15 protein-coding genes are annotated in these 15193 nt (G+C 67.8%); 9 read left to right on the plus strand and 6 right to left on the minus strand.

The window, feature by feature from the left end; all coding sequences use genetic code 11:
• The first annotated feature begins 24 nt into the window (after positions 1-24).
• The 5 genes from NGM07_RS13940 to NGM07_RS13960 all read left to right on the plus strand — a co-directional run bounded on the left by NGM07_RS13940 (position 25) and on the right by NGM07_RS13960 (position 4641).
• Complete coding sequence (locus NGM07_RS13940; protein WP_253512628.1) at positions 25-1695, plus strand: ABC transporter substrate-binding protein; 1671 nt, start codon at positions 25-27, stop codon at positions 1693-1695.
• 93 nt (positions 1696-1788) lie between these two features.
• Positions 1789-2802, plus strand: coding sequence for an ABC transporter permease (locus NGM07_RS13945; RefSeq protein WP_253512629.1), 1014 nt, complete (start codon positions 1789-1791; stop codon positions 2800-2802).
• Complete coding sequence (locus tag NGM07_RS13950) at positions 2799-3764, plus strand: ABC transporter permease (RefSeq protein ID WP_253512631.1); 966 nt, start codon at positions 2799-2801, stop codon at positions 3762-3764. Before NGM07_RS13945 ends, NGM07_RS13950 begins: the two co-directional genes overlap by 4 nt.
• Positions 3765-3773: 9 nt before the next feature.
• A complete protein-coding gene (locus NGM07_RS13955; protein WP_253512632.1) occupies positions 3774-4163 on the plus strand; it encodes a DUF7268 family protein in 390 nt (129 codons plus the stop codon).
• Between the two features lie 37 nt (positions 4164-4200).
• On the plus strand, positions 4201-4641 hold the full coding sequence (locus NGM07_RS13960; protein ID WP_253512634.1) for a hypothetical protein: 441 nt from the start codon (positions 4201-4203) through the stop codon (positions 4639-4641).
• Positions 4642-4648: 7 nt separating this feature from the next.
• Here the strand turns inward: NGM07_RS13960 and NGM07_RS13965 are convergent, their stop codons facing one another.
• From NGM07_RS13965 to NGM07_RS13975, 3 genes are all read right to left on the minus strand, one after another.
• Positions 4649-5347: a dienelactone hydrolase family protein gene (locus NGM07_RS13965; protein WP_253512636.1), complete on the minus strand. Its 699-nt coding sequence runs from the start codon at positions 5345-5347 to the stop codon at positions 4649-4651.
• Positions 5348-5979: 632 nt separating this feature from the next.
• Positions 5980-7290 (minus strand): dihydroorotase, encoded by a 1311-nt coding sequence (locus NGM07_RS13970; RefSeq protein WP_253512639.1) that lies wholly within the window; start codon positions 7288-7290, stop codon positions 5980-5982.
• Positions 7291-7623: 333 nt separating this feature from the next.
• The gene (locus tag NGM07_RS13975) at positions 7624-8328 is read right to left on the minus strand and encodes a lipoate--protein ligase family protein (protein WP_253512642.1); all 705 of its coding nucleotides are present in this window, start codon (positions 8326-8328) and stop codon (positions 7624-7626) included.
• Between the two features lie 55 nt (positions 8329-8383).
• On the opposite strand from NGM07_RS13975, the gene NGM07_RS13980 reads away from it, so the two are divergent.
• The gene (locus NGM07_RS13980) at positions 8384-9322 is read left to right on the plus strand and encodes a DUF8155 domain-containing protein (protein ID WP_253520211.1); all 939 of its coding nucleotides are present in this window, start codon (positions 8384-8386) and stop codon (positions 9320-9322) included.
• Between the two features lie 56 nt (positions 9323-9378).
• Positions 9379-10020, plus strand: coding sequence for a hypothetical protein (locus NGM07_RS13985; RefSeq protein ID WP_253512645.1), 642 nt, complete (start codon positions 9379-9381; stop codon positions 10018-10020).
• Between the two features lie 17 nt (positions 10021-10037).
• Here NGM07_RS13985 and NGM07_RS13990 read toward each other — a convergent pair whose 3' ends face one another.
• Entirely contained in the window at positions 10038-10610 is a 573-nt protein-coding gene (locus NGM07_RS13990) for a cysteine hydrolase family protein (RefSeq protein ID WP_253512647.1), read from the minus strand.
• 161 nt (positions 10611-10771) lie between these two features.
• On the opposite strand from NGM07_RS13990, the gene NGM07_RS13995 reads away from it, so the two are divergent.
• Positions 10772-12235, plus strand: coding sequence for an Hvo_1808 family surface protein (locus tag NGM07_RS13995; protein WP_253512648.1), 1464 nt, complete (start codon positions 10772-10774; stop codon positions 12233-12235).
• A 39-nt stretch (positions 12236-12274) separates the two neighbouring features.
• Here the strand turns inward: NGM07_RS13995 and NGM07_RS14000 are convergent, their stop codons facing one another.
• Positions 12275-13081 carry a hypothetical protein gene (locus NGM07_RS14000; RefSeq protein ID WP_253512650.1) on the minus strand — a complete coding sequence of 269 codons (807 nt, stop codon included), beginning with the start codon at positions 13079-13081 and terminating at the stop codon, positions 12275-12277.
• A gap of 188 nt (positions 13082-13269) precedes the next feature.
• On the opposite strand from NGM07_RS14000, the gene NGM07_RS14005 reads away from it, so the two are divergent.
• On the plus strand, positions 13270-14400 hold the full coding sequence (locus tag NGM07_RS14005; RefSeq protein ID WP_368410303.1) for a nicotinate phosphoribosyltransferase: 1131 nt from the start codon (positions 13270-13272) through the stop codon (positions 14398-14400).
• Here the strand turns inward: NGM07_RS14005 and NGM07_RS14010 are convergent.
• Positions 14397-14999 carry a TIGR00296 family protein gene (locus NGM07_RS14010; protein ID WP_253512654.1) on the minus strand — a complete coding sequence of 201 codons (603 nt, stop codon included), beginning with the start codon at positions 14997-14999 and terminating at the stop codon, positions 14397-14399. The two genes, NGM07_RS14005 and NGM07_RS14010, sit on opposite strands and share 4 nt — an antisense overlap.
• Positions 15000-15193 lie beyond the last annotated feature (194 nt).

Here is a 15193-nt window from a genome sequence, read left to right on the forward strand (position 1 = left end):
TGCGATGTCTGAGCATGGTGGGCTATGGCGCCAAGTGACAGGCTCGACCGGCGTAGCTTCCTCAAGGCGGCCGGCGGCGCGACCGCCGCCGCCGCGCTGGCTGGCTGTACCGGCAACGACGGCGAAGGCCAAGGAACGACCTCGTCCGGCGACGGGAGCAAACAGCTTCTCACGTACGCCCGCGGGTCCGATTCGAGCAGCCTGGACCCCCAGGCGACGACGTCCGGCGAGGACGCGAAGGTGATGAACCAGATTTACGACCGCCTCATCGGATTCAAGCCCGGCGGTTCGTCGCTCGTCGCCGGACTCGCCGAGAAGTACGAGTTGAAGGGCAAGACCGCGACGCTCACGCTCCGGCAGGGCGCGAAGTTCCACAACGGCGAGGAGTTCACCGCCGACGACTTCATCGCCACCTACCGGCGGTTCGTCGACGAGAACTACAAACACTTCGTCGGTAAGAAGAACCAGTCCATCTACGGTCCGTACCTACTGGGAACCGTCAAGGACGTCAAGAAGGACGGCGACTACACGCTCAAGTTCACGCTCAAGAAGAAGTACGCGCCGTTCCTCGCCAACCTCGCGGTGTTCGCGCTCGCGGTCCTGCCGAAGTCGCTCATCGAGAGCGAGACCAAGGTCGGAGACGACCCCGTCGGCACCGGCCCGTTCAAGTTCGACAACTGGAACACGGGCAACCAGCGCATCCGACTCACGGCCAACGGCGACTACTGGGGCGACGGTCCGAAGGTCGACGAGGTCGTGTTCACGGCCGTCAGCCAGAACACCACCCGCGCCCAGACGCTCGACTCCGGCGGCGCCGACATCATCGACGGCATCGGCGCGCAGGCGGCCTCGGTCGTCAAGGGTTCGAGCAACGCCTCGCTGAAGAAGGTCGCCGGCATGACCATCGGTTACATGGCGTTCAACCTCCCCCGGGTGAAGGAGTTCCAGAACAAGAAGGTCCGCCAGGCCATCAACCACGCCATCGACACGAAGGGCATCGTCGAGAACATCTACCGCGGGCAGGCCGTCCAGGCCAGCCAGCCGGTGCCGCCGACGGTCATGGGTCACAACAAGAACGTCAGCCCCTACGAGCACGACCCCGAGAAGGCCAAGTCGCTGCTGGAGAAGGCCGGCTACGGCGACGGCTTCTCGTTCGAACTCGCGACGATGACGAACCCGCGACCCTACTTCGCTTCCCCGAAGCAGACCGCCCAGACGGTCAAGTCCAACCTCAGCGAGGTCGGCATCGACGTGACAATCAAGGAGCAGAAGTGGGACGCCCACCTCACCTACACCGCCCAGGGTAAACACGACGCGTGTTTCCTCGGCTGGATCTCGGACAACGCCGACCCGGACAACTACTACTCGCCGCTGCTCGACCACCCCGACCTCTCGGTCGACGACGTGCCCAAGGGCCAGGACTGGGTCAGCTTCGACACCGAGGGCGCGAACTCCGGCAACCGCGCCAACTGGGCGAACACCGAGTTCATGAAACTCGTCGGACAGGGCCAGTCCACCTACGACTCGGCCAAGCGCAAGGAGACGTACAAGAAGATCGGTAAGCTCACCCACGACGAAGCGCCGTGGGTCTTCATGACCCACACGCAGGTGCTCCGCGGGGTCGGCAACAACGTCAAGGGCTTCAAAATCGCGCCCATCTCCGGACCGTTCCTCAACATCGTCTCGCTCGAATAGCGGTCGATTTCGGCCGGTTGACGTTTCGACGTTCGACCGACGGCTCGGCGGTAACGAGTCTTTTTTCACGTTCGCGGTTTTCTCTCCGAGTGAATGATTTCCAAGCGGTTCGTTATCAAACGACTCCTGCTGCTGATCCCGGTGCTGTTCGGGGTGGCGACGTTCGTCTTCGCCATCCTCCACCTGGCGCCGGGCGACCCCGCGCGGGTCATCGCGGGCCAGCGGGCGTCCGAGGAGTTCGTTCGACAGATTCGGACGGAACTCGGCCTCAACGACCCGATATGGGTCCAGTACGGTCGGTTCCTGGTGGAGGCGGTCCAGTTGGACTTCGGTCGGTCCTACCAGATTCAGAAGGGCACGCCGGTCACCGAGGTGCTCCGGTACAAGCTCCCGGTCACGCTCGAGATGGCCATCTACGGCCAACTGCTCGGCATCCTGTTCGGCATCCCGCTGGGGCTGCTCGGCGCAGTTAAGCAGGACTCGGTGAGCGACCACCTCACCCGAATCGGCGCGCTGACGGGCATCAGCGTTCCCATCTACTGGAGCGGCCCGCTCGTCATCCTGCTGTTCGCGCAGGTGCTCAACCTGTTGCCGGCCAGCGGCCGAATCGCCTCGCGGTTCGACATCCAGCCGATAACGGGCATCATCACCCTCGACACCCTGATACAGGGGAACTTCGCGGCGTTCCAGTCGGCGGCCGCCCACCTGCTGTTGCCGTCGATGGTCATCGGCATCTACTCGATGGCGCTCATCTCGCGGATGATGCGGTCGTCGATGCTGGAGGTCATCCGCCAGGACTACATGCGGACCGCCCGCGCGAAGGGCCAGGGCTCGAAGATAACCGTGATGAAACACGGCTTCCGCAACGCCATGATTCCGGTCGTGACCGTCATCGGCATCCAGTTCGGCACCCTGCTGGGCGGGGCGGTCCTGACCGAGACCGTCTTCGGCATCGCGGGTATCGGTAGCCTGCTCGTGAGCGCCATCCAGGTCGGCGACTACCCCATCGTCCAGGGGACGGTGCTCACCTTCGCCTTCCTGTTCACACTCGTCAACCTCGGCGTCGACATCACCTACTCCTACCTCGACCCACGGATCGAACAATGAGTACGCAAACCGAATCCACCGGCGAAGAAGTCGAATCTCGGGGCGTCGTCGCCCAGCTACGGGCGTCGCCGTTCCTCTCTGAACTGCTCTCGAACCGCCTGGCCGTCGCCGGCCTGCTCATCATCGGCGCGATAGTCGCCATCGCGCTGTACGCCCGGCTGTTCATCGACCTCGCGTCAGTGACGACCAGCCAGATCGGCACGAACCCCAACCTCGCGCCGCCGAGTTGGCTCGGCGTGAAAGAGACCGCGGTCGTCACCGACTACGGCACGTGGGCCTACCCGTTCGGCACCGACATCCAGTCGCGGGACATCTTCAGCCGCGTCCTCTACGGCGCGTGGTACGCGGTGAAGTACGGCACCATCACGGTCGGCGCCTCGACGGTGCTCGGCGTGGGGCTGGGCATCATGGCCGCCTACTACGGCGACGTCACCGACAACGTCATCATGCGGACGATGGACGTGCTGCTGGCGTTCCCGAGTCTCCTGCTGGCGCTGGCGCTGGTCGCCATCTTCGGCACCGGCCTGTTCAAGGTCGTCATCGCGCTGACGCTGGTGTACACGCCGCGGTTCGCCCGCGTCGTCCGCGGCGCGGCGCTGAAGGTGCTCGAAGACGAGTACATCGACGCCACCGTGGCGCTCGGGGCGAAAGACCCCCGGGTGCTGGTGCGCCACGTCTTGCCGAACTGCCTGGCGCCCATCACGGTCCAGTCGACGCTCAACTTCGGCCTGGCCATCATCGACATCGCGGCGCTGTCGTTCCTCGGCTTCGGCGCGGAGGCCGGCACGCCCTCGTGGGGGCTGATGCTCTCGAACGGCGTGACCCAGGGGCTGCTCACGGGCGACTGGTGGTGGTCGTTCTTCCCCGGCCTGTTCCTCGCGGTCACGGTCCTCGGGTTCAACCTGCTCGGCGACGGGATGCGCGACGCGCTCGACCCGCGGATGCGCGAGACGGTCGACTGACGACGACGAATGGACGACCGACGAACGGAATCGGGCGACCGGCCCGCCGACGGACGCCCCGACTGGCGGCGGCGCGCCCGACGCGTCGGGCGCGCCGCCGGCCTCGGCTTCGCGGCGGGCGCGCTCGCGGTCGGCGGATTCGTCGCCGCGGGCGAGACGGTGCGGTTCGCCAGCGACACCGTGTTCGCGGTCGGCGCGCTGATTCTCGGCTTCGCGGTGCTGGGCTGGTCGGGGTCGGTGTTCGCCGGTCGCGGCATCGAGAACGCCCAGGAGCACCTCGACGTGAGTTCGAACTGGTCGGAGGCCGACTCCCGGCGGGCGATGACCCTGCTCGCCGGCGTCGGCGTCGGCGGGATGGTCGGGTCGGTGCTGGCGACGCTGGCGCTGGGCGGCGTGTGACGCTACCTTTATTTTTACCCGACGGACACCGAACGCCGTGAACGCCCGCGCCCTCCTCCCGATCTGCCTCGTTGCCCTCGTCGCGCTCGCCGGTTGTTCCGGATTCGGCTCCGGCCTCCTCGGCGGGCGCGACGGTCCGTCGCGCCCGCCGCAGTTCGACGGCGTCTACCTCGACAACGAACACGCCGAACCGCACGCCCTCGAGGTCGTGGTCACCGAGAACGAGTCGGTGGTCTACTGGAAGCGCGTCCAACTCGACGCCTCGTACGTCCGCGAGGACGGCACGCAGGTCGCGCCGTCCGAACACCTCGAACCGTCGGTACTGGGCGACCGGGGCGACTACGTGGTCCACTTCCGCCTCGACGACGAATCGTCCGGCGAGCGATTCGCCATGCGGGAGTACCTGACCGAGAAGTGTACCGGCTGGTTCGTCGAAGTCGAAGAGGACGGAACGCTCAACTACGGCGTCGTCTGCTGACTGCCGCCTACGCTCGGCCCGCCAGGTGCTCGGCGAACCACTCGGCCGCCGCGTCGGCGACGATCTCCAGCTTTCCGGGTTCCTCGAAGAGGTGGGAGGCGCCCTCCACCACCTGCAACTCCTTCTCGCAGGTCAGCCGGTCGTACTCGCGCCGATTGAGCGCCAGCACCGCCTCGTCCTTCGACCCGACGAGGAACAGCGTCGGCGCGGTCACGGCCGGAATCGCGTCGTGGGCGAGGTCGACCCGGCCGCCGCGGGAAACCACGGCGTGGACGTCGTCGGGGGCGCTCGCGCCGGCACGTTCGGCCGCGTCGCCTGGACTGTCCCCACCCCCGCGGACGGCCGCCGCACGGAGCGCGGCGGCCGCACCGGTGCTCGACCCGAAGTAGCCCAGTCGCAGGTCGGCGGTCGCCTCCTGCTCGCGGAGCCACTCGGTCGCCGCGAGCAGTCGCTCGACCAGCAGGTCGACGTCGAATCGCGTCTCGTAGTCGCGGTCCTCCGCCTCGGTCAGCAGGTCGAACAGCAGCGTCCCGACGCCGCGGGCGCGAATCCGCTCGGCGACGAAGTTGTTGCGCGGGCTGAGCCGAGAACTCCCGCTGCCGTGGGCGAATGCGACCAGTCCGCTCGCGCCCTCGGGGACGACCAGTTCGCCGGGCAGTCGCTCGCCGTCGGTCGGTATCTCCGCGTCGCGTCGAACCCCCACCATGGGTACCGGGTCGCCGCGAACGCGGTTAAAACTCGCGTCGAATCGGTTCGTCGGGAGTACGGGAAAAGCGGCGGGAAGACGTCCGAGACGACTCGCGGCCCGAGCAAGTACCGCGAGCGCAGGTGGCTGGCAGTGGATGGGACGTTCCCGCCGCGATGTCATCACGGACGAGCACCCGTCGGTTGGCTGGCGATGCGGTGGTCGGCGGCGGCGAATCCGGGAACAGGAGCGGCCCCGGATTCGGGACTCGTCGGTTGCGCGCCGTTGGCGCGCGGTCCGACGGTGTTTCGCCGACGATACTCCCTATGGCCGCTTCCGGCATAACCGCGTCCGTTCGGGCAACATTTGTACGAACGGATTGGAATTCGGGAATCTGTGCTGGTTACTGGTGTGGTGACCAGATATATTGGTCAAGGCGGTCAGTAGTTTTCCGACAAGGTTTACATAGACAAATTTCCCCCTGCCGGTGCTGCTGAAAGCGATTGTCGACCGCTATCGAAGTACCTGCCGGTAGCGGTCACCATCGTCACGTCACGGCGGTGTGCTCGCCCGTCGGGCGAGCACACTGCGCACCGCAGACCGTCCCGAAAATCGTCGGTATCGCCCACCGCGTCGAGTCCCGCGACTCGTGGTTATCCGCGGACGTTCTCGCCGACGGGGTCGCCGAACTCGCCGCCGACGCCGTCGAACTCGACGTCCGACTTCTCGCTCAGGTAGACGACGTTCCCGCGGACCATCGTCAACTCGGGGAACACGCCTCGCGCACCCTCGAAGGGGGTCCACCCACACTTCGAGTGGAGGTCCTCGCCGCGAATCTCCCGGGACTCGTCGGGGTCCACGAGCACGAGGTCGGCCATCAGCCCCTGTTCGACCTTCCCGCGCCGGGTCAACCCGAAGACTTTGGCGGGGTTGGCGGCGGTGACGTCCCGGACGCGCTCGTAGCTGAGGGCGCCCTGCCGGGCCTGCTCGAGCAACAGCGGGAGCGCCGTCTCGACCCCGGGGACGCCGCTCGGGGCGTCCCAGATGCCGGCGTCCTTCTCCTCGCGGGTATGGGGTGCGTGGTCGGTCGCCACCACGTCCACGGTGCCGTCGGCGAGGCGCTCGAACAGCGCCTCGCGTCGCGCCTCGCTCCGGAGCGGCGGGTTCATCCGGCCGAAGGTGCCGAGTTCGTCGTAGTCCTCCCGCGAGAGAAAGAGGTGGTGGGGCGTCACCTCGCAGGTCGCGCCGCCGGCCTTCGCGGCGTCGACGCCCTCGGGCGTGCTGGTGTGAGCGATGTGGAGGCGGGCACCCGCTTCGTCGCCGATTTCGACCGCGCGCTCGACCGCCGCGGCCTCGGCCTCGGCGGTCCGGTAGGCGCTCCAGGCGTCGTAGTCGTCGCCGTCACGGTCCAGGGCGTCCTCGTCGAACAGGTCGGCGTCCTCGGCGTGGACGGTGACGACCCGGTACTCGTCGGTCGCCGCTTCGACGGCTTCCTCGAACAGGTCCCCTTCGATGCCCATCTCGCCGGTCGAATCGGCGAGGAACACCTCGCCGAGCGCGAGCGTCGGCCGGTCGAACAGTTCGTCGGGCTTCCAGTCGGGGGTCACGCCGCCGTTGATGCCGTAGTCGACGTACGACGCGGCGGCGAGTTCGGCCTTCCGGTCGAAGCTCTCGCCGTCGACGGTCGCCGGGTCGGTGTTCGGCTGGTCGACCACGGCGGTCACGCCGCCCGCGGCCGCCGACTTGCTCCCGGTTTCCCACGTCTCCTTGTGCGAGAAGCCGGGTTCGCGGAAGTGGACGTGGACGTCTATCATCCCGGGCAACAGTAGCCTTCCGTCGGCGTCGACGACGTCGCCGGACTCGGTGAGCGTCGACCCGACGGCGGCGATGCGGCCCGCGTCGGTGTCGATGCGGACGTCGACCTCGCGGCCGTCGGCGAGCGTCGCGTTCCTGATGGTGAGCATTTTGGTGTGTCTGGTCGGGCGGGCGTGGTAAGCGTCTCGGTTCTTCGTGTTCGGATGTGGTCTGCTCGCCGAGTCTCCGATGATACGATGGTGATAACCGAGTTCGTGACCGCTTCGAAAGCCCCCGCCCGCTCGCGGTCGCTCACCGACATATCCGGCTCGCGCCTATCGGCGCTCGCCAGATAGGGGTCGCTGAGGCGACCATGTAAACGCGAGCGAGCGGCCCCTTTCAGTCCCACCCTTCGGGAAGTTCACCGAGCGTTTCCGTGGTTCGTGTCACCGGGCGCTACTGCTGGTGGTGGCGTCGAGCGTCGCGATGAAAACGGTCCCGTCTCAGTCCTCGGCGGCCGCCTCGTGTTCGTCTTCGAGGTCGACGATTTCCGTTTCCTGGTCGCCCGCCAGCAGTTCCTCGACGGTCCGGACGACTCGGTCGGGGTCGGCGCGACCGCCCGCGTTGGCGATGCTGCCGACCGAGTCGGGGTCGAAGGGCACGTCGAGCGCGGCGTACACCGGGTCGAGGACGCCTCGAATCTCCTCGTGGTCGTCCACGACCACCACGCCCGAAACCAGCGCGGCGTTCTTTCGCACTCGCTGGGCGACCCCGACGATCTTGCCGTTCCGCTGGAGCGAGTAGTCGCCGGGGCAGAAGCTCTCGTCGGGTTCGCCCCGCGTGGCCGGTACGCCGAGTCGCCAGAGCGCTCGCTGGACCGCCCGGGTGACATCCTCGTACCGCTCGTCCATCCCCACCCGCATGTCCTCCAGCGGGGTCGCCCGGGCGAACGCCACGGTGGTTCCGGTGTAGGCGACCGCCCGGCCGCCGACCGACCGCTGGACCGGTTCGAAGTCGCAGGAGCGGGCGACCCGCTCGGCCACGTCGTAGTCGTCGGCGCGGGTGTCCCGCCGACCGAACGCGAGCTGTCGATGGGGTCGCCACACTCTGAGTCCGGCCGCGCCGGTCTCGGCCGTCCGGTCGAGGATCGCGGCGACGACCTCCCGGTCGGCCGCGATGGTCGGCGCTCGCCCGCGGAACACGCGCATGAGGAGGGGTAGCCATCCGGAGTACCTAAATCCTCCCGTCTCCGAGGTGGCGACGATGGTCGCCCTCGACGCCGAGGTCCTCGCGCGCTACCCCCGGTTCTCGCTGTACAACTCACCCTACGACGCCCACGACGAGGGCTGCGCGATAGACCTCTACCCCCAGTCGGACGAGTTCGCGGCGGCGGTTCGCTCGGCGTCCGACGACCCGCGCCGGGCCGAGTCGCGGCGCGACTCGGCCCGGCGCGAAACCGCCGCGCCCAGCCCCGTCTCCGGAGAGGTGGTCGCCACCAGGTCCGTGCGCGCGCCGCCGAAACCCTACGCGGTCGAACACGACCACCTGATAGTCGTCGACACCGGCGACTACCTCGCGCGAATCCTCCACGTCGACCCGTCGGTCGAACCCGGCGAGCGAGTCGCCGTCGGCGACTCGCTCGGCGAGATGGTCCGGTCGGGCTTCTTCGCGCCGTGGGTCGACAACCACCTCCACCTCGGCTTCCGCGACCCCGACGCGAACCCCTTCCGCGCCTCGGGGTCGCTCCCGGTGGAAGTCGCCGTCGAGGTCGAACCCGTCCCCTGGGACGGCACCGGCACCGTGGTCGAGACGGCCGACACCTACGCGATTCTGGACTCGCCGACCCACCCCGCGCCCGGCGAGCGATTCGCGGGAATCGCGGCCGAATCCACCGCAGAAGACGGCGTGGCCCTCGAAAACGGCGCGCGCGCCGTCCTCGACGGCGGCCTGCCCCACTACGACGGCGGCGGCGTCCTCGGCGACTGGCCGGGCGGGCCGGTGTCGCTGGCGGGGCGGCGCGTCGGCTTCGCCGACGGCCGCACCGTCGCGTGGGACGACGTGACCGTGCTGGCGAACGGACGGGAGATAACGGGCGTCTCGCTGTGCTGCTCGAAGCGCGAGGCGTTCGGCGCGAAACTGGTCTGTCCGGACGCGGCGTTCGAAGTCGGCGAGGAGGTCGAGGTCGGAATCGCGTCCCGGTGAGCCTCCGACGCGACTCGAACCGCCACTACTAACTCCGCGCCCCGCCCGCCGACCGTATGGAACGCCGCCGTCTCCTCCGGGCGGCCGCGGGCGTCGGCGTGGCCGGCGCGCTCGGCACCGCCGCGGTCGTCGCGTCCCGCCCGTCCCTCCCGCCCGCTCGCTACCTCGGCGACGCCGTCCCCCGCCCGGACGGCGCGCCGGTCGTCGCCGCCGACCACACCGAGCGCGGCGACCACCCGGAGGGCCTCGTCTGGCAGGACGCGACCGTCTACGACCTCGGCGAGAACCGGTTTCGACTGGTCACCCGGTGCGTCCTGATTCCCGGCGAGAACCAGTACGGCACGAACTGGAAGACCGCGGGACTGACCGTCGAACACGACTGGAGCGCGGCCGATGCGACCGTCGAGTCCCGGAGCGCCGACGTCGTCCCCGCGAAGCGCGGAGAGGCCCGCTCCTCGCTCGGCCTGGAAACCGGCCGCGGCGACCGCGCCCGCCGCTGGCGACTCGCGTTCGACTCGCCGACCGGCAACACGGTCGACTACTCGTTCGCGACCACGGTCGAACTCCCCGGCGCGCCCGGCGCGGGCGACCCGCTGGTCGGTACCTCATTCGAGGTCGAGTTTGCGGGCGGATGGTTCCGGTCCGAGACGTTCGGCGCGGAGTCGATGCTCTCGGTCGGCGACGAGTCGGAGGAGTGAGTCGCAGACGGCGAGGGCTACGAGAACTCTATCTCGGCCTTCGTCGTCGTCTCGCCGAACAGCCAGTCCGCGTGCTCGACGGCGTACTCGTGGTGGTCCTCCTCGATGTAGCCCAGCGCGTCCTCGACCAGGACCGGCCGGTAGTCACGGAGACCAGCGCTGCCGGCGGTGTGGAGCACGCAGACGTTCGCCAGCGTCCCGCACAGCAGCAGGTCGTCGATGCCGTGGGTGTCCAGATACGCCTCCAGATTCGTCCGGTAGAAGGCGTCGTAGGTGTACTTCTCGACGACGTGGTCGTCCTCGCGCACGTCCAGGTCCGCGACCAGTTCGGCCTCCCACGAGCCTTCGACGACGTGCTCGCCCCAGCGCTCGAACTCGTCGTAGTAGTGGTTGCCCTCGAACTGCTCGGGCGGGTGGACGTCCCGGGTGTAGATTACCGACGCGCCGGCCTCGCGTGCACGCGAGACGACGTCGGTGACGTCGCCCACCACCTCTTCGCTGGCGGGCGCGTACAGGCTCCCGTCCGGGTGACAGAAGCCGTTCTGCACGTCCACGACGACCACCGCGGTGGCGTCAGGGTCGAAGCTCATGAGCGGGGCTACGGCCACACCCGGCGAAAGCGTTTCGCCGCTCGGCGAAACGCTCGCGCGCTCCGGGCGAAGGCGGTCGCTTCTCGGAGTAGGCTCCGCGTACTCCGGGCGTCCTTTCGAGAGCCTTTTTGTCGGAGCGGTCCCACTGGACGGTCACACGAATGCGCACGACCATCGCGATCGCGGTCGCCCTCATGCTCGTCGTCGCGGGCTGTTCGCAGGCTCCCGGAACGAGTCCGACGACGGCGGGGGACCAGACCGGCGCACAGCCCCTCGAAGACCCCTCCTCCGACGTGCTGGGCTGGGAGCAGGGCTACTGGTACAACGAAACCATCGCGGTCACTCCGAACGACGGTCTGAACGCGACCGAACTCAACAAGTCGGTCGCTCGCTCGATGGCCCGCGTCGAGCAACTCCGCGGCCTGGAGTTCCAGTCGAAGGTCCCGGTCCGTATCCAGACCCGCGAGGAGTTCACCAAGCAACAGCGCAACCAGAGCGCGCCGGCCAAGCGTCGGACGTTCGACAACGCGAAGTTCGAGGCGCTGTTCCTGATCAACGAGTCGACCGACTCCCTGGCGGTCCAGAACAGCAACTCCGGGTCGTCGGTCGGCGGCTTCTACAGCCCCTCGAAGAACTCCATCGTGGTCATCTCGAACGCGGAAAACGCGTCGACGCCGACCCTCGACGAACTGACGCTCGGCCACGAACTCGTCCACGCCCTCCAGGACCAGCACTTCAATCTCAGCACGTTCAACCAGACGACGCGCGAACTCCACAACGCGAAGGACGGCCTCATCGAGGGCGACGCCAACCTCGTCCAGCACCTCTACTCCCAGCGGTGTCGGGGCGCGTGGAACGGCAGCTGCTCGATTCCGACTCGCTCTTCGGGGTCGAGCGGTCGGCTGGCCAACATGGGCGTCTACCTGCTGAAGTACCAGCCCTACAGCGACGGCCCGGCGTTCGTCCGCAGCGTCCGCCGTCAGGGCGATTGGAAGGCGGTCAACGAACTCTACCAGAACTCGCCGGCCAGCACCGAGCAGATCATCCACCCGAAGAAGTACGGCGAGGACGCCCCCGCGGAGTTCAGCGTCCAGAACCGCAACAGCGGCAACTGGAAGCGCCTGCAGTTGAAGGGTCGCCCGAACTACGGGAGCGTCGGCGAGGCGGGCATCTTCTCGATGTTCATGTACCCCTACTACGAAACCCAGGGCAAGACCCAACTCATCCCCGCTCGGCAGTTCTTCAACATCAACCAGTCGACGGGGAAGCTGGCGAACTTCAACCCGCTGAACTACAACAGTAGCTACTCCGATGGCTGGGACGGCGACAAACTCGCGGTCTACGTCAACGACAACGCCAAGCAGAACGAGACGGGCTACGTCTGGAAGACCAAGTGGGACACCCGGAAGGACGCCCGCGAGTTCGCGACGGGCTACCGGAAGATGCTCCGGTACCGCAACGCCACGAAGGTCGACGGCCGCGCGAACACCTGGCGCATCCCGCAGGGCCGGGAGTACGCCGACGCCTTCTACGTCAAGCAGACGGGCAAGACCGTCGTCGTCGTGAACGCCCCGCGCGTCGCGGGCCTCTCGAAGATTCGGAAGGGTGCGGCGCCCAAGCGGTAATCGACGGCCACGTTTCTCCTCCTCTCGATTCCTCGCGAGTCACGCCGAGTCGAGCACGAACTCCAACTCGAAGCGGAGCGTCGAGTGCGGCGCGTTCGGGTGGTGCGAGTACGCCACCCGGTCGGCGACCCGATACGCGCCGGGACCCGGGACGGACGCGCTCTCGGGGTAGTTCGGCGCTTCCTCCGAGTGAATCCGGTAGCGACGGGAGAGACGCTCGCCCGGCGAAATCTCGGTCCTCATTTCGGCCAGATGCGAAGACCAGCCGTCCTCGGTGAAACTCACGCCGTCTTGCTCGTCCTCGAACCGGAGGGAGAGTTTCTTCCCGTCGGCTCCCTCGGCGACCAGCACGCCGAACGGGGCGCCGGCCCCGGAGAACACGGTCTGGTGGTCGGAACCCGCGTTCGTCAGCGCGAGTTCGACGACGCTCGGACTCGCTTCAGTGATGCGGTCGTCGACGACCCGCGCTCCGAACTCGACGGCGGGCGGCCCGTCGAGCGGAACGCGGTACAGCGCCAGGCCGATGTGGGTGTACTCCCCCTTCGAGACGCCGGTGAAGTAGTCCGTCGTCGCGACGGTTTGGGCCAGTCCGTCGGGGAACCCGTTCGAACGCCACTCCCCGGTCCGGACGGCCGCCTTCACGACCTCCCGGACGTCGTCGTCCTCGATTTCGCCGATTTCGACGACGGTGGGGTCCTCGCCCGTCCGCCGCCGACGCTCGACCGCCTCGGTCGTGGCGTACCCGGCCGTATCCAGGACGTACTTCGCGTCCGGGCGTTCGGTGGTCGACGTCACCGCGAAGTCGGTGATGCGATACTCGGCGGCGGGGCGGTCGTCGGCGCTCATGGGTTTCGGTCGCCGGGCGTGCGCGCCCCGGCGGTCACGTCCGCGTTCGTCCGTCTCTCCGGTAAACCTTCCTCCGAGCGTCGCCGACGACCCGCCCGAAACCGTAGCGGGACCTTTTTCGCTCCGGCCGCGGTAGCCCCGGACATGTTACCCCTTCGGAGGCGGTCGGCGTGACCGACCGGTTCGACATGGTGTCCGAGGAGGCCATCCGCGACGGGACGGCGACCGACGCGTACTTCCTGCGGACCGAGGAAACTCTGCGGGCGGCCGACCGAAACCCGCACGTCGTCGCGGAGGTCACCGCCGACCAGTTCCCGACCGGCGAGTTCGACCTGCTGGCGGGCGTGAAGGACGCCGCCCACCTGCTCGAAGGACTCGACGTCGACGTCGACGCGATGGCCGAGGGCCGCCTGTTCGACGGCGGCCCGGTGATGCGAATCGAGGGGAAGTATCTGGAGTTCGCCCGGTACGAAACCTCGCTACTCGGATTTCTCTCGCACGCCACCGGCATCGCCACCGCGGCGCTGGAAGTCCGGCGGGCCGCGCCCGACTCGTCGGTGCTCAGTTTCGGGGCGCGCCACGTCCACCCCGCCCTCGCGGCCGTCGTCGAGCGCGGCGCGCTACTGGGCGGCCTCGACGGCTTCTCGCACGTCGCGGCCGGAGAGATTCTCGGCCGGGAGGCCAGCGGGACGATGCCCCACGCGCTGGTCCTCGCGTTCGGCGACCAGGAGACCGCCTGGACCGCCTTCGACGAAGCGGTCGACCCCGACGTGCCCCGCATCGCCATCTGCGACACCTACGACGACGAGAAAGAGGAGAGCGTCCGGGCGGCCGAGGCGCTCGGCGACGCGCTCGACGGCGTGCGCATCGACACCACCAGTTCGCGGCGCGGGGACTTCTGCCACATCATCCGGGAGGTCCGTTGGGAGCTCGACGCGCGGGGGTACGACGACGTCGAGATATTCGTCAGCGGCGGCCTCGGTCCTGAGGACCTCCGAGAACTCCGCGACGTGGCCGACGGCTTCGGTGTCGGCGGCTACGTCAGCAACGCCGACCCGCTGGACTTCGCGCTCGACATCGTGGAGATCGACGGCGAACTCGCCTCGAAGCGGGGGAAGCTCTCGGGGAAGAAACAGGCCTACCGGACCCCCGACGGCGGCCACGAAATCGCGCTGGCCGACCGCGAGGGTCCGGCCGACGGCGAACCGCTGTTGGAACCGCTGATTCGAGACGGCGAAGTCGTTCGGACGTTCGACGTAGACGAGGCTGCGGAGCGTGCGAGTAAAGATGCAGACGTCGTCGGCTTCCGCCAGAACTAGATCTCTTCGATGCCGCCTTCGGGTTCGCGCTCGCGGAAGACCTGCCCGTCGAACAGCGTCACCATCACGTCGTCGTCCTCCCACGCGCCGCGGGGGAGGCCGGCCTTCCGGCAGGTGCGGTCGAGGTACTCGAAGACGCTCCAGTCGTTCGCGATGGGGAGCGTCGGGTACATCCACGCCTGCTCGCCGCGTCCCTCGATGGCGACGCCGTGGCGACCGAGTTCGAGGTCCTCGACGGGGTCGTCGGACAGCAGCGTGTCGCGGACGATGCAGACCGAGATCCGGAGGTTGGGGAGTTCGGGAGCTTCGATTTCCGAGCCACAGGAACTGTCGCTCGCCGCGCTGATGGCGGAGTCGACGATGAGGTGGCCGAGCTGGTCGGTCCCCTCGTAGGCGCCGTCGCAGCCACGAAGCTGTCCTCGGCCTCGCGTCGACGTGAGCCGGACGAACACGCCGGTGCGGTTGTAGAACGCTTCGCGCATGCTTCCGGGCTGTTCCCGCTGGCCGTTGAGTACGTAAGATTCGACGGATTCTCGAGCGAGTTCGACAGCGCGCGTGCCATCCTCGTAGGAGAGAGTTACTGCCTGGGCCTGTGCCATACAGAACTTTGTATGGCCGCAAGTATCTTCAAGTCTTCCCTTCAATACTAAATTTCGTAAGGTATCACTACTCGACACGTGGGGCACCTTACCACGACGAATCGAGCAGTTTCCGCGCAGTAACGCGGCGTTATTCGGGCGCGTGACCGTTATTGGTGAATCTAAATTATTGAAAATAAATAATTTATTCTCGC

Source organism: Halorussus vallis (assembly GCF_024138165.1).
Taxonomy (GTDB): Archaea; Halobacteriota; Halobacteria; order Halobacteriales; family Haladaptataceae; genus Halorussus; species Halorussus vallis.

Excerpts from the sequence above, each read along its gene's own strand:
- NGM07_RS13940 (WP_253512628.1), top strand. The coding sequence starts at position 25 with ATGGCGCCAAGTGACAGGCTCGACCGGCGTAGCTTCCTCAAGGCGGCC.
- NGM07_RS13945 (WP_253512629.1), top strand. The coding sequence starts at position 1,789 with ATGATTTCCAAGCGGTTCGTTATCAAACGACTCCTGCTGCTGATCCCG.
- NGM07_RS13950 (WP_253512631.1), top strand. The coding sequence starts at position 2,799 with ATGAGTACGCAAACCGAATCCACCGGCGAAGAAGTCGAATCTCGGGGC.
- NGM07_RS13955 (WP_253512632.1), top strand. The coding sequence starts at position 3,774 with ATGGACGACCGACGAACGGAATCGGGCGACCGGCCCGCCGACGGACGC.
- NGM07_RS13965 (WP_253512636.1), bottom strand. The coding sequence starts at position 5,347 with ATGGTGGGGGTTCGACGCGACGCGGAGATACCGACCGACGGCGAGCGA.
- NGM07_RS13970 (WP_253512639.1), bottom strand. The coding sequence starts at position 7,290 with ATGCTCACCATCAGGAACGCGACGCTCGCCGACGGCCGCGAGGTCGAC.
- NGM07_RS13975 (WP_253512642.1), bottom strand. The coding sequence starts at position 8,328 with ATGCGCGTGTTCCGCGGGCGAGCGCCGACCATCGCGGCCGACCGGGAG.
- NGM07_RS13980 (WP_253520211.1), top strand. The coding sequence starts at position 8,384 with ATGGTCGCCCTCGACGCCGAGGTCCTCGCGCGCTACCCCCGGTTCTCG.
- NGM07_RS13985 (WP_253512645.1), top strand. The coding sequence starts at position 9,379 with ATGGAACGCCGCCGTCTCCTCCGGGCGGCCGCGGGCGTCGGCGTGGCC.
- NGM07_RS13990 (WP_253512647.1), bottom strand. The coding sequence starts at position 10,610 with ATGAGCTTCGACCCTGACGCCACCGCGGTGGTCGTCGTGGACGTGCAG.
- NGM07_RS13995 (WP_253512648.1), top strand. The coding sequence starts at position 10,772 with ATGCGCACGACCATCGCGATCGCGGTCGCCCTCATGCTCGTCGTCGCG.
- NGM07_RS14000 (WP_253512650.1), bottom strand. The coding sequence starts at position 13,081 with ATGAGCGCCGACGACCGCCCCGCCGCCGAGTATCGCATCACCGACTTC.
- NGM07_RS14005 (WP_368410303.1), top strand. The coding sequence starts at position 13,270 with ATGGTGTCCGAGGAGGCCATCCGCGACGGGACGGCGACCGACGCGTAC.
- NGM07_RS14010 (WP_253512654.1), bottom strand. The coding sequence starts at position 14,999 with ATGGCACAGGCCCAGGCAGTAACTCTCTCCTACGAGGATGGCACGCGC.